Origin of the sequence: Amycolatopsis sp. NPDC051371 (assembly GCF_040682155.1) — a bacterium.
Lineage (GTDB): Bacteria > Actinomycetota > Actinomycetes > Mycobacteriales > Pseudonocardiaceae > Amycolatopsis.
In genome coordinates, this window is the sequence record NZ_JBFBAG010000054.1 from 47255 (window position 1) to 59982 (window position 12728).

11 protein-coding genes are annotated in these 12728 nt (G+C 72.8%); 7 read left to right on the forward strand and 4 right to left on the reverse strand.

Annotated features, from left to right (window positions below; genetic code table 11):
* Window positions 1-147 precede the first annotated feature (147 nt).
* Together AB0M59_RS44275 and fabI are read left to right on the forward strand one after the other, a co-directional pair.
* Entirely contained in the window at window positions 148-852 is a 705-nt protein-coding gene (locus tag AB0M59_RS44275; RefSeq protein WP_364627749.1) for a beta-ketoacyl-ACP reductase, read from the forward strand.
* Between the two features lie 34 nt (window positions 853-886).
* Window positions 887-1654 (forward strand): enoyl-ACP reductase FabI, encoded by a 768-nt coding sequence (gene fabI / locus AB0M59_RS44280; RefSeq protein WP_364627751.1) that lies wholly within the window; start codon window positions 887-889, stop codon window positions 1652-1654.
* A 3-nt stretch (window positions 1655-1657) separates the two neighbouring features.
* Here the strand turns inward: fabI and AB0M59_RS44285 are convergent, their stop codons facing one another.
* Together AB0M59_RS44285 and AB0M59_RS44290 are read right to left on the reverse strand one after the other, a co-directional pair.
* Complete coding sequence (locus tag AB0M59_RS44285; protein ID WP_364627752.1) at window positions 1658-2818, reverse strand: Cmx/CmrA family chloramphenicol efflux MFS transporter; 1161 nt, start codon at window positions 2816-2818, stop codon at window positions 1658-1660.
* 68 nt (window positions 2819-2886) lie between these two features.
* The gene (locus AB0M59_RS44290) at window positions 2887-3468 is read right to left on the reverse strand and encodes a TetR/AcrR family transcriptional regulator (RefSeq protein ID WP_364627753.1); all 582 of its coding nucleotides are present in this window, start codon (window positions 3466-3468) and stop codon (window positions 2887-2889) included.
* 87 nt (window positions 3469-3555) lie between these two features.
* On the opposite strand from AB0M59_RS44290, the gene AB0M59_RS44295 reads away from it, so the two are divergent.
* Window positions 3556-4599 carry a ferrochelatase gene (locus AB0M59_RS44295; RefSeq protein WP_364627785.1) on the forward strand — a complete coding sequence of 348 codons (1044 nt, stop codon included), beginning with the start codon at window positions 3556-3558 and terminating at the stop codon, window positions 4597-4599.
* Between the two features lie 96 nt (window positions 4600-4695).
* Here AB0M59_RS44295 and AB0M59_RS44300 read toward each other — a convergent pair whose 3' ends face one another.
* Complete coding sequence (locus AB0M59_RS44300) at window positions 4696-5493, reverse strand: hypothetical protein (protein WP_364627754.1); 798 nt, start codon at window positions 5491-5493, stop codon at window positions 4696-4698.
* A gap of 100 nt (window positions 5494-5593) precedes the next feature.
* Here AB0M59_RS44300 and AB0M59_RS44305 point away from each other — a divergent pair, with 100 nt between their 5' ends.
* Together AB0M59_RS44305 and AB0M59_RS44310 are read left to right on the forward strand one after the other, a co-directional pair.
* A complete protein-coding gene (locus tag AB0M59_RS44305) occupies window positions 5594-6991 on the forward strand; it encodes an ATP-binding protein (protein WP_364627755.1) in 1398 nt (465 codons plus the stop codon).
* Window positions 6988-8952 carry a VWA domain-containing protein gene (locus AB0M59_RS44310; RefSeq protein WP_364627756.1) on the forward strand — a complete coding sequence of 655 codons (1965 nt, stop codon included), beginning with the start codon at window positions 6988-6990 and terminating at the stop codon, window positions 8950-8952. Before AB0M59_RS44305 ends, AB0M59_RS44310 begins: the two co-directional genes overlap by 4 nt.
* Window positions 8953-9108: 156 nt before the next feature.
* Here the strand turns inward: AB0M59_RS44310 and AB0M59_RS44315 are convergent, their stop codons facing one another.
* Entirely contained in the window at window positions 9109-10422 is a 1314-nt protein-coding gene (locus AB0M59_RS44315; RefSeq protein WP_364627757.1) for a hypothetical protein, read from the reverse strand.
* A 129-nt stretch (window positions 10423-10551) separates the two neighbouring features.
* On the opposite strand from AB0M59_RS44315, the gene AB0M59_RS44320 reads away from it, so the two are divergent.
* A complete protein-coding gene (locus AB0M59_RS44320; protein WP_364627758.1) occupies window positions 10552-11310 on the forward strand; it encodes a MerR family transcriptional regulator in 759 nt (252 codons plus the stop codon).
* A 71-nt stretch (window positions 11311-11381) separates the two neighbouring features.
* Entirely contained in the window at window positions 11382-12620 is a 1239-nt protein-coding gene (gene mshC, locus AB0M59_RS44325; RefSeq protein ID WP_364627759.1) for a cysteine--1-D-myo-inosityl 2-amino-2-deoxy-alpha-D-glucopyranoside ligase, read from the forward strand.
* Window positions 12621-12728: the final 108 nt, after the last annotated feature.

The window sequence follows — 12728 nt, forward strand, 5'->3', positions numbered from 1 at the left end:
AGCGGGTAACCAGCAAGGTCGGGAGGCAGTTCCTAACCCGTGCTTAGGACGGTCGCGGACACTCCGGGCGCGGGTGCGCGACGCGGCGGCGCTGCCGATAACCTCGTGCCCGACATCAGCGCACGGTCGACGAAGAGGGAGAACACTGTGGGACGGTCGGTTCTGGTCACCGGGGGCAACCGGGGCATCGGTCTGGCGATCGCCCGGGACCTGGCGGAGCAGGGACACCGGGTCGCCGTCACGCACCGTGGTTCGGGCGCGCCGGAGGGCCTCTTCGGGGTCCAGGCGGACGTCACCGACACCGAACAGGTCGACGCGGCGTTCAAGCTGGTCGAGGAGCACCAGGGCGCGGTCGAGGTGCTGGTGTCCAACGCCGGGCTGACCGACGACACGCTGCTCATGCGGATGAGCGACGCGCAGTTCGAGCGCGTCATCAACGCGAACCTCACCGGCGCCTACCGGGTCGCGAAGCGGGCCTCCCGCGGCATGCTGCGCGGCAAGTGGGGCCGGTTCGTCTTCATCTCCTCGGTCGTCGGGCTCTCCGGCTCGGCCGGCCAGGCGAACTACGCGGCGTCGAAGGCCGGACTCGTCGGCTTCGCGCGCTCGCTCGCGCGTGAGCTCGGCTCCCGCAACATCACCTCGAACGTCGTCGCCCCCGGCTTCGTGCACACCGACATGACCGACGAGCTGTCCGAGGACCGCAAGAAGCAGATCCTCGCGCAGGTGCCCTCGGGCCGGTACGCCGAGCCGTCGGAGATCGCCGCCGCCGTGCGCTACCTGGCCTCCGACGACGCCGGCTACGTCAACGGCGCGGTGCTGCCGGTCGACGGCGGCCTCGGCCTCGGCCACTGACTTCCCTTACACCCGAACCAAGCTTGGAGGACCCGTGCCCGGACTGCTCGAAGGCAAGCGCCTGCTGATCACCGGCATCATCACCGACGCGTCGCTCGCCTTCCACGCGGCCAAGATCGCGCAGCAGGAGGGCGCGACCGTGGTGCTGACCGGCTTCGGCCGCATGTCGCTGGTCAAGACCATCGCGAAGCGGCTGCCCGAGCCGGCGCCGGTGATCGAGCTGGACGTGACCAACCAGGAGCACCTGGACTCGCTGGCCGACCGCGTCCGCGAGCACGTCGACGGCCTCGACGGCGTGCTGCACTCGATCGGGTTCGCCCCGCAGACCTGCCTCGGCGCGCCGTTCCTCGACGCGCCGGCCGAAGACGTCAAGACCGCGGTCGAGGTCTCGGCGTACTCGTTCATGTCGCTGGCGAAGGCGTCCCTGCCGCTGATGGGCCGGGGCGGGTCGATCGTCGGGATGGACTTCGACGCCCGCGTCGCGTGGCCGGTCTACAACTGGATGGGTGTCGCGAAGGCCGCGCTGGAGTCGGTCAACCGGTACCTGGCGAAGGAACTGGGCCCGCAGGGCATCCGCGTCAACCTGGTCAGCGCCGGCCCGATGAAGACGATGGCCGCGAAGTCCATCCCGGGCTTCTCCGACCTCGAAGACGGCTGGGGCGACCGCGCGCCGCTCGGCTGGGACAGCTCGGACCCGGACCCGACGGCGAAGAGCGTCTGCGCGCTGCTGTCGGACTGGCTGCCGGCCACGACCGGCTCGATGATCATGGTCGACGGCGGGGTCCACGCCCTCGGCATCTGAGGTTCACGCGAGCACCGGTTCGCGGTCGTCGGTCCGCTGGACGACGACCGCGACCGTGAGCGCGACCAGCGTGGCGGCGCCGAGCACGAGGCCCGTCCACGCCACGCTCGGGAAGCCCAGGCCGGCGCCGATCGCGACGCCGCCGAGCCACGGCCCGATCGTGTTGCCGACGTTGAACGCCGCCGTCGTGCTGGCGCCGACGAGCGTCGGCGCGTTTCCGGCCACCGCGTACGTCCGGACGTTGAGGGCCGGGTTGGCGCCGAACCCGGCGGCCCCGAAGACGAGCACGGCCGCCACGGCGACTGCCGCGTCGGTGGTGAGGGCCAGGACGAGCAGCGACGCCAAGGCAAGCCCGACGCAGCCGTAGAGCGTGGCGAAGGGCCGGCGATCGGCCAGCCGCCCGCCGGCCGTGATGCCGATGAGCGCGCCGACGCCGAACAGGGCGAGGACACCCGGGACCCACTCGGGGGGCAGGCCGTCGGTCTCGGTCAACAACGGCGCGAGGTAGCTGAACGCGGCGAAGATCATGGCCTGGCACAGGGCGATGACGCCGAGCGCGAGCCAGAGCCGGCCGCGCCGGTACAGCCGCAGTTCGGTGCGGACACTCATCCCGCCGCCGGTCGTCTCCGGCACCAGCGCGGCCACCCCGGCCGCGGCCAGCAGCGTCACCGCCGCGACCGCCCAGAAGGCCGTCCGCCAGCCGGCGTGCTGGCCGATGAACGTTCCCGCGGGGACGCCGGCGATGTTGGCCACGGTCAGCCCCCCGACCAGCACCGCCATCGCGCGGCCGCGGCGCTCGACGGGCACCAGCGCGATCGTCGTCGCCACGGCGACGGCCCAGAAGCCCGCACAGGCGAGTGCGGCCACCACCCGCGTCGCGAACAGCAGTGCGTACCCGGTGGAGAGCGCGCCGACGACGTGCGCTCCGAGGAAGACCGCGAGCAGGACGAGGAGCGTCCGGCGGCGGGGGAGCCGCAGGGTGCCGATCGCCAGCAGCGGCGCGCCCACGACCATGCCGATCGCGAAGGCGGAGATCAGCAGTCCGGCGTCGGGGATGCTGACACCGAGGTCGGTCGCCATCCCGGGGAGCAGGCCGGTGATCATGAACTCGGACGTGCCCAGCGCGAACACGCTGAGCCCGAGGACGAAGACGGCCAGGGGCACGGGTCCTCCTTGGTTGTGGATCGATCAGTACAAAACGCAGGCAGAGGTTGTCGTTCTGCAGGCGTTCACTATCGGGTGATCGCGGACAAGGCGAGGTCCGCGACGGCGTGCATGGCTTCGGGGCTCGCGCCGCGGCGGGACATCACCCTGAGTCCGGAAATGGTGCTGAGCAGGAACTCGGCGACGTCGGCCGGGGCTCGGCCGTCCCGCAGGCTGCCGTCGAGAACGCCCTCCCGGGCGCATCCGGTGAGCAGGGCCAGCTGCTTCTCGGTGTCGTTCCGCAGGGCGGCGCCGACCTCGTCGTCGGGGGTGCCGAGCTCGGCGAGGGTGTTGACGACGAGGCAGCCGCGGCGGCCGTGCTCCAGTTCGTCGTCGATCAGGCCGTCGAACATGGCCGCGAGGCGGTCGGCGGCGGTGCCCGGTCCCTCGAGGACGGCTTTCCGGCCGGCGAGCCCCTGGTCACTGTAGTGCGTCAGAGTTCGCCGGAAGAGGGCTTTCTTGCTGGTGAAGGTGTTGTAGACGCTGCTGCGCCCGAGTCCGGTGGCTTCGCAGAGATCCTGCGTCGACGTCGCCTCGTAGCCGCGGGTCCAGAACGCGTGCATCGCGCTCTCGACGGCGGCGGTCTCGTCGAACTCCCGGGGCCTGGCCATGGGATGAGCCTACCAGGGTTTTGTACTGGTCGATTCATAACGGGCCCGAGTCGGCGTGCGGGCCGCCACATCGGCAAGATGGCGGGGGTGGGATACGACGCGTTGCTGTGGCTTTCGTTCGGTGGTCCGGAAGGGCCTGACGACGTCATGCCGTTCCTCGAGAACGTCACCAAAGGCCGGGGCGTGCCGCGGGAGCGGCTCCTGGAGGTCGCCGAGCACTACCAGCACTTCGGCGGCGTCTCGCCGATCAACAAGCTGAACCGCGACGCGATGGCCGCCGTCGAGAAGCAGCTCTCGGCGGCCGGCGTCGACCTGCCGGTGCACTTCGGCAACCGCAACTGGCACCCGATGGTCGAGGACACGCTGGCGTCGCTGACCGCGTCCGGTGCCCGGCGAGTCCTGGTGTTCCCGACAAGCGCGTACGGCGGCTACTCGGCGTGCCGCCAGTACGACGAGGACATCGAGCGCGCCCGTGCGGCGGTCGGCTCCGAGGCGCCCGAACTGGTGAAGATCCGGCAGTTCTTCGACCATCCGCTGTTCGTCTCGGCGGTGGCGGACGGCGTGCGCGCGGCGCACGCGTCCCTGGGCGACGCGCCCGGCATCCGCACGGTGTTCACGGCGCACTCGGTCCCGGACAGCGCGGATCTGGCTTCCGGCCCGCCGCTCGAGGGTGGCCGGCGGTACTCCCGCCAGATCGCGGAGGCGGCCCGCCTGGTCGCGGCCGAAGCGGGCATCACGGAGTACGACGTCGTCTGGCAGTCGCGCTCGGGGCCGCCGCAGGTGCCGTGGCTGGAGCCGGACATCGTCGACCACATCGACGCGCTGCACGATTCGGGGGTCACCGGGGTCGTCGTCTCGCCGATCGGGTTCGTGTCGGATCACCTCGAGGTGATCTGGGACTTGGACAACGAAGCGGCCGAGCGCGCGGCCGAACACGGAATGGCGTTCGCCCGCGCGGCGACGGCGGGTTCGGACCCGCGGTTCGCGGAGCTGGTGGTCGAGCTGATCCGCGAGCACACGCACGGGGTGGAGCCGAGGAAGCTGAGCCCGTTCCCAGCGGCGGGCTGCACGGTGAACGGCGCGCCGTGCGCGGTCGCGTGTTGCGAGCCGGCCAAGCGCCCGGCCCGGTAACCAGCGCCCCAAGGTGGCCTTCGGTGCGTTGGACGCACCCAAGGGGCCCTTCGGTGCGTTGAGCGCACCGAAGGCCACATTGGGGCGCTCGGAATCTCAGCCTTCGCGGGCCGTCTGCTCCGCGAACACCCGCACCGCCTCGTTGACAGCGGCACACCGAGCCGTCCGCACCGCGTCCGACAATGGCCGCAAAGCCTGAGCCCGCAACGACGAAGCCGATGCCGACAACGCCCCACCTGGGTCGTCCGACGACGCGATCGCGAGGATCGCCGCGATCTCCTCAGCCCGTTGCAGCACCCGCAACGCCCGCCCGGGCGTTCCCGCCGGCCAATCCACGTCCGGCCGCGACCGCAGGTGCGCCGACAGCTCGGCCCGCACCCCCGGCCGGTCCGAGGCCACGTCCAGAGCCTGCAGCGCTCCCGCGCTGTTGCGGATCGCGTCCGTCAGCCCGTGCTCGGCTTCGGCCAGCCCGACGTACTCGGGCGTGGCCGGGGAGGACAGCGAGAAGACCGTCCAGCGCACCAGGCCCTCGGCGATCGGCTGCGGCACCAGCCCGGAGCCGAGCTCCGGGAGGACCACCGCATCGCCCGCGCGCAGCGCCGCCTCCGCGAACGGCCCTCCGCCGCCGAGGCCGCGGACGTCGCCCGGGACCGGGAGGACCAGCTGCATGCTTTTCGCTCCTTGCGAACGCAAGGCCATCAGCAGCTGGACCGGGGTGGCCGCGCGGTTGAACGCCAGCGGCAGCGCGAACGCCTCCGCCGCGGCCGCGTCGGCCGCCACGACGTCGTGGGCTTCACCCCATGCGAGCAGGGCGTCGAGGACATCGTCGGACGCCGCGGCTCCGTTCAGCCACGCGGACGACCAGACGGCGAAAGTCGCACTGGGACGGCACACGACGCCCTATTTTACCGGCCCGTCCCCGACTCCGGCAGCGCGCCCACGCTGGAGTCGCTCCACATCGACGCACCGCCGATCGCGCAGTAGCGTCGAACGGGTGAACGCAGTTCCAGACGCTCTTCCCCGCACCGCCGGGGCCCTGCGCGCGGCCGGGTACGAGCCGCGGCCCATCGCGCAAGAGATCCACGACAACCTGCTCAACGCCCTGAAAACCGGCGAAGACGCGTGGCCCGGCATCGTCGGGTTCTCCCGCACCGTGCTGCCGCAGCTCGAACGCGCGCTGCTGGCCGGGCACGACGTCGTCCTGCTCGGTGAACGCGGCCAGGGCAAGACCCGCCTGTTGCGCACCCTCGCCGGCCTGCTCGACGAGTGGACGCCCGTCATCGAGGGCTCCGAGCTGGGCGAACACCCGCTCCAGCCGATCACGCCCGCGTCGATCCGGCGCGCCGCCGAGCTCGGTGACGAGCTGCCCGTCACCTGGCGTCACCGCTCCGAGCGCTACACCGAGAAACTCGCCACGCCGGACACTTCGGTCGGTGACCTGATCGGCGACGTCGACCCGGTGAAGGTCGCCGAAGGCCGCAGCCTGGGCGACCCCGAAACCATCCACTTCGGCCTGGTCCCGCGCGCCCACCGCGGGATCGTCGCCATCAACGAGCTGCCCGACCTCGCCGAGCGCATCCAGGTCGCCCTGCTCAACGTGATGGAGGAGCGCGACATCCAGGTGCGCGGCTACACGCTGCGGCTGCCCCTGGACGTCCTGCTCGTCGCCACCGCGAACCCCGAGGACTACACCAACCGCGGCCGGATCATCACCCCGCTCAAGGACCGCTTCGGCGCCGAGATCCGCACGCACTACCCGCTCGACGTCGAGTCCGAAGTCGCCGTCGTCCGGCAGGAGGCCCACCTGGTCGCCGAGGTCGGCGAGCCGCTGCTGGAGGTCATCGCCCGGTTCGTCCGGAACCTCCGGGAGTCACCGGTCATCGACCAGCGCTCCGGCGTCTCGGCGCGGTTCGCCGTCGCCGCGGCGGAGACCGTCGCGGCCGCGGCTCTGCGGCGTTCGGCGCTGACCGGGGAGGAGCCCGCCGTGGCCCGCCCGGTCGACCTCGACGCCGTCCCTTCGGTGCTGCGCGGCAAGATCGAGTTCGAGCCCGGCGAAGAAGGCCGCGAGATCGAGCACCTCGTGCACCTGCTGCGCCGCGCGATCGCCGAAACCGCGCGCGAACGGTTCGCCGGCCTGGACCTGCGGCCGCTGGCCGACGCCGTCGCCGACGGGCACCTGGTCGCCACCGGCGAGCGCGTGCCGGGCAAGGACGTCCTCGAAGCCCTGCCGGAGCTCCCGGTGCTGCACGAGGTCGCCCGGCGCGCCGGCGTCGAAGCCGACGAACCCGCCGGCCGGATCGCGGCCGCCGTCGAACTGGCCCTCGAATCGCTGTTCCTGGCTCGGCGGCTCGCCAAGGACTCCGACGACGCGACGACCGTCTACGGCCGATGACCGCGGTCCCGCTTCCCGACGGCTACTCCTACGGCCCGTGGCACGACGGGCCGGACCCGCTCGCGCCGCCGGCCGACCTGCGTGACGCGCTCGACGAGATCGGCCGCGAGGTCATGGCCGGGTCGTCGCCGCGGTCCGCGCTGGAGGAACTGCTCCGGCGCGGCACCGAGCGCACGTCCGGCTTGGACGAGCTGACCCGGCGCCTCTGGCAGCGCCGGTCGCAGATCCAGCGCCGCAACAACCTCGACGGCACTCTGCAGGAGGTCCAGCGCCTCCTGCAGGAAGCCCTCGACGCCGAACGCCGGGAGCTCTTCCCGGACCCGGACGACGAAGCGCGCTTCCGGGAGGCCCAGCTGGACGCGCTGCCGTCCGGCACGGCCGCGGCCGTCAACGAGCTGGCGAACTACGACTGGCGGGCCGAGCAGGGGCGGGAGAACTACCAGCAGATCCGCGACCTGCTCGGCCAGGAATTGATGGAGTCGCGCTTCCAGGGCATGAAGCAGGCGCTGCAGAACGCAGGGCCCGAGGACGTCGAGCGGATCAACGAGATGCTCTCCGACCTCAACGACCTGCTCGCCGCGCACGCCCAGGGCGCCGAGGACATCCAGGAGCGCTTCGAGGACTTCATGGGGAAGCACGGCGAGTTCTTCCCCGAAAGCCCCCGGAACGTCGAGGAGCTGATCGACGCGCTCGCCGAGCGGTCGGCGGCTGCGCAGCGGATGCTCAACTCGATGTCGGCCGAGCAGCGGGCGGAGCTGGCCGAGCTGACCCAGCAGGCGTTCGGCGACCCGCGGCTGGCGCAGCAACTGGCCAATTTGGACGCTCAGCTACAGGCGGCCCGGCCGGGCGAAGACTGGACCGGCTCGGAGCGCTTCCGCGGCAAGAACCCGCTGGGCATGGGCGAAGGCGCCCAGGCGATGGCCGACCTCGCCGAGCTGGACGCGCTGGCCGAGCAGCTCGGCCAGTCCTACCCCGGCGCGCGCCTGGAGGACATCGACCTGGAGTCCCTTGAGCGCCAGCTCGGCAAGGACGCCGGCGTCGACGCGCGGCGACTGTCCGAACTGGAGCGCGAGCTGCGCCGCCAGGGCCTGTTCGAACGGGCCGCCGACGGGACGCTCCGGTTGTCGCCCAAGGCGTTGCGGCGCCTGGGCGAGACGGCGCTGTCCGACATCGTGAACGCGTTGCGCGGCAAGGCCGGCGACCGCGAGACCGAGTCGGCGGGCGCCGCGGGCGAGCCGACGGGTGCGTCGCGGCCGTGGCGGTTCGGGGACATGCAGCCCTGGGACGTGCCGCGGACCATCCGCAACGCCGTCCTGCGATCGGTGTCGGTGGGGGAGAGCGCGGTCCGGCTGGACGTCGAGGACGTCGAAGTGGTCGAGACCGAGCACCGCTCCCGCGCGGCGGTGGCGCTGCTGGTCGACACGTCGTGGTCGATGGTGCAGGAGGGCCGCTGGCTGCCGATGAAGCGCACCGCGCTCGCGCTGCACCAGCTGATCAGCACGCGCTTCCGCAACGACGCGCTGCAGCTGATCACCTTCGGGCGCCACGCGATGTCCGTGGAGCTGCCGGAGCTGATCGGGCTGGAAGGCGCGTGGGAGCAGGGCACCAACGCCCACCACGCGCTGCTGCTCGCCGGGCAGCACCTGCGACGCCACCCGGACGCCCAGCCGGTCGTCCTGATGGTCACCGACGGCGAGCCGACCGCACACCTGGAACCGGACGGCGAAGCGGTCTTCGACTACCCGCCGCAGCCGCGGACCCTCCACAAGACACTGTCCGAAGTGGACCGACTGGCCAAGCTGGGCGCGTCGGTGACGGTGTTCCGCCTCGGCGACGACCCGCGGCTGACGGCGTTCGTCGACGTCATCGCCCGCCGCTCGGGCGGCCGGGTGGTCGCGCCGGATCTCGACGGCCTGGGCGCCGCCGTGGTCGGGGACTACCTGCGCACCCGGCGGCGCTGACCCCGGCTCAGGCCGCCCGGTCCAGCGACCGGGCGGCCAGGGCGGTGTCGGGGTGGCCAGGGCCCCGCGGTCGGCGAGCATTTCCCGCCGAGGGTTTTCGCTTGGCGAACGGGCCCGGTTCGGGGACTACCTGCGCCCGGCGGCGCTGACCCCGGCTCAGGCGGCCCGGTCCAGTGATCGGGCGGCCAAGGCGGTGTCGGCGTGCCCGGCGGGGAGGTAGGCCTCGTGGTCGGCGAGCACCTCCAGGCCGAGGGTTTTCGCCTGGGCGAACGCGCCCGCTTCCGCCAGCAGCTCGACCGAGCGCCGCCGCAGTCGCAGGATCCGGTCCAGCCGCGGGGCCGCCTCGGCCGAGGGCAGCGCGCGGAAGTGCCGCCACAGCGCGGCCGCGTGGCCGGCGAGGTCCCCGTTGTCCACCGAGACGACGTCGAACGCCCGGTCCAGCGCCGTCGCCAGCCGCTCCTCGGCGTGCAGCCGGCCCAGCACCGCGCGCTGCGTCAGCCGGTGCATCATCACGACCTCGCCACCGACGTCGGACTCCGCGAGGGCAGCCTCCGTGAGACCGCCGAGAGCCGCGTCCACCGCCACCGGGTCCGGTCCCGCTCGATGCAGGAGTGCGCGCCGCACGCCCCACGGCGCGAGGACGGCGAGAAGCTCGGCGAGCGCCAGCGCCCGGCTGTCGCGCGCCCCCACCGCGCGCAGGGCGGCGAGCGTGGTGTCTTCGACGCAGGGTGGGTGGTCCTCGCCCGGCTCACGCTCCAACGGCGGCGCGTGCGGCAACTCGTCGAGGTAGGTGGCGAAGGGCTGCCGGCGGATCACACCGCCTGCCTGGGCCAGTGCGAGCGGCAGGCAGCCCAGCTCCCGGGCGACGTCGGCCGCGGCGGTGCCGGCCTCCCGCCCCGCCCGCGCCTGGAGGAACCGGGCGGCTTCGGCCTCGTCGAATCCGCTCACCGGGATCGTGCCGCCGAGGACCTCGAAGTCCGGCACGGTCGTCGTGACCAGCACCCGGGCGCGGGCGGGCAGCCATTGGTTGAGCGCGTCCGGGTCGGTCGCGCCGTCGAAGACCACGAGGGCGTCGTCGAAGCCGTCGAGCCGGGCCAGGCCTTCGCGGGCGGCCGCTTCGACATCGCCCGGCCCGGTTCGCCGGGCCAGTGCGGCGTAAGCCCGGGTGGTGTTCGCGGGATCCTGCGCGGCCACCCAGACGACCGGTCCGCGGCCGGCGCGGACGTAGGCGGCGGCGAGGTGGGTCTTGCCCACCCCGCCGCCCCCGAGCAGGACGCAGAACCGGCCGGAGGCGAACTTCTCGTCGATCTTGGCCAGGAGCGCGGTGCGGGACACGGCCGAAAGCGGCGCACGGGGGACCGCGCCGAGCATCGGCCGGGGTCGCCGCGCGCGGCGACGCGTAAGAAACACGAACGCCGTGACCAGCGCGATCACGGCGACCGCGATGCCCACCACGACCTCGGCGCTCATCGAGTCAGGCTAACGGCGCTCGCCCCGGCGCGGCGGCTACGGAAGGGTGACGCTTGACCCTCACGCGGCGTGAGGCACCACCGTGATCACCGCAAGGGCCACACCGGCCGGAGAGGAGAAGGGGAACCGATGGGGCATCCCGTGGGCAAGGTCGCGGCCCTGGCCGGGATCACCGTCCGGACGCTGCACCACTACGACGAGATCGGCCTGCTCAGCCCGAGCGGGCGGACGAGCTCGGGGTACCGCAGCTACGACGACGACGATCTCGACCGGCTGCAGCGCATCTTGTTCTACCGGGAGCTCGGGTTTCCCCTCGAGACGATCGCGACCCTCGTCGACGACCCCGGCACCGACGCCGGCGCGCACCTGAAGAGGCAGCGGGAGCTGCTGGTCGCGCGCATGGGCGAGCTGGGGCGGATGGTCGCGGCCGTCGATCGCGCGATGGAGGCGAGAGCGATGGGCAACGCATTGACGCCCGAGGAGAAGTTCGAAGTGTTCGGCGGGTTCCGCGAGCCGGACGGCTACGCGGAAGAAGCCGCGCGGCGGTGGGGCGGCACGCCCGAGTGGCAGGGCGCGACCCCACCGTCCAAGGAGGACCTGGCGGCCGGGGAGGCGGCCCGCCAGGACTGGGTGCGCCGCCTGACCGCATTGCGGGACGCGGGTGGCGCGCCGGACGGCGTCGAGGCGGCGGACCTCGCCGAGGAGCACCGGGCGATGCTCGCCCGGGTGATGGGCGAGTGCTCGTACGAGACGCAGCAGCGGATCGGTGAGCTGTACGTCACCGAGCCGGCGCAGCTGGCGTTCCTGGTCCGGGAGGACGAGCAGCGACCGGGCGTCGGGGCGTTCGTCCGCGACGCCATCGTGGCGAACGTCGCACGCCGGCAGTAGCCGCTGCTCCACGTGGGGGAGGAGTCCCACCGGGCGGGAGGGTGGCGGAGGCAGCGCTTACAGTCGAGGGTATGCAGACTTGGTCATCGGTCGACGTGCCCCGCATCCCCGGCACCCCCCGCCCGCTGCGGCTCCACGACACCGCCACCGGGCAGATCCGCCCGACCGCACCCGGCGCCACCGCCCGGATGTACGTCTGCGGCATCACGCCCTACGACGCGACGCATCTGGGGCACGCCGCGACGTACCTGGCCTTCGACCTGGTGAACCGCGTGTGGCGGGACAACGGGCACGACGTCCACTACGTGCAGAACGTGACGGACATCGACGAGCCGCTGCTCGAGCGCGCCCAGCGCGACCAGGACGACTGGGTCGTGCTGGGCATGCGCGAGACGGCGCTGTTCCGCGAGGACATGGTTGCCCTGCGTGTACTGCCGCCGAAGCAGTTCGTCGGTGCGGTGGAGAGCATCCCCGAGATCGTCGAGGTCATCGCGAAGCTGCTCGCGGGCGGCGCCGCCTACCGGGCGGACGACCCGGAGTTCCCGGACGTCTACTTCGACCACACGGCGACCGGCAAGTTCGGCTACGAGTCGAACTACGACGAGCCGACCATGACCAAGTTCTTCGCCGAGCGCGGCGGTGACCCCGACCGCGCCGGCAAGCGTCACCCGCTGGACGCGCTGCTGTGGCGCGTGGCCCGCGAGGGCGAGCCGTCGTGGGAGTCCGAGCTGGGCGCGGGCCGCCCGGGCTGGCACATCGAGTGCAGCGCGATCGCCGTCAACCGCCTCGGCCTCGGGTTCGACCTCCAGGGCGGCGGCTCGGACCTGATCTTCCCGCACCACGAGTACAGCGCGGCGCACGCCGAGGCCGTCGCGAAGGACGGGCCGTTCGCCCGCCACTACGTGCACGCCGGGATGATCGGCCTCGACGGCGAGAAGATGTCGAAGTCGCGCGGGAACCTGGTGTTCGTCTCCCGGCTGCGGGCCGACCAGGTCGACCCGGGCGCGATCCGGCTGGCGCTGTTCGCCGGTCACTACCGCGCCGAGCGCGCGTGGACGGCCGATCTGCTGACCCAGGCGGAGGCCCGGCTGGCCCGCTGGCGGGAAGCCGTCTCGCTCGCCACCGGTCCGTCCGCGGAGGACACCATCGCCCGGCTGCGCGACCACCTGTCGGACGACCTCGACACGCCGAAGGCCCTGGCGGCGATCGACGCGTGGACGAGCGAGGCCCTGCGCCGCGACGGCACGGACCCGGCGGCGCCCGGCCTCATCCGCAGCGCCGTCGACGCCCTCCTCGGCATCACCCTCTGACCTACAGAGGTGGGGGGGGGGGGGGTGTAGGGCGGCCCGGGGAATCGTGCGATAACACCAGCCCCTCGGCGGGCGCCCCGGGGCGGTCGTGGGCGGGCCCGAATCGGC

Excerpts from the sequence above, each read along its gene's own strand:
- AB0M59_RS44290 (WP_364627753.1), bottom strand. The coding sequence starts at position 3,468 with ATGGCCAGGCCCCGGGAGTTCGACGAGACCGCCGCCGTCGAGAGCGCG.
- AB0M59_RS44310 (WP_364627756.1), top strand. The coding sequence starts at position 6,988 with ATGACCGCGGTCCCGCTTCCCGACGGCTACTCCTACGGCCCGTGGCAC.
- AB0M59_RS44315 (WP_364627757.1), bottom strand. The coding sequence starts at position 10,422 with ATGAGCGCCGAGGTCGTGGTGGGCATCGCGGTCGCCGTGATCGCGCTG.
- AB0M59_RS44320 (WP_364627758.1), top strand. The coding sequence starts at position 10,552 with ATGGGGCATCCCGTGGGCAAGGTCGCGGCCCTGGCCGGGATCACCGTC.
- mshC (WP_364627759.1), top strand. The coding sequence starts at position 11,382 with ATGCAGACTTGGTCATCGGTCGACGTGCCCCGCATCCCCGGCACCCCC.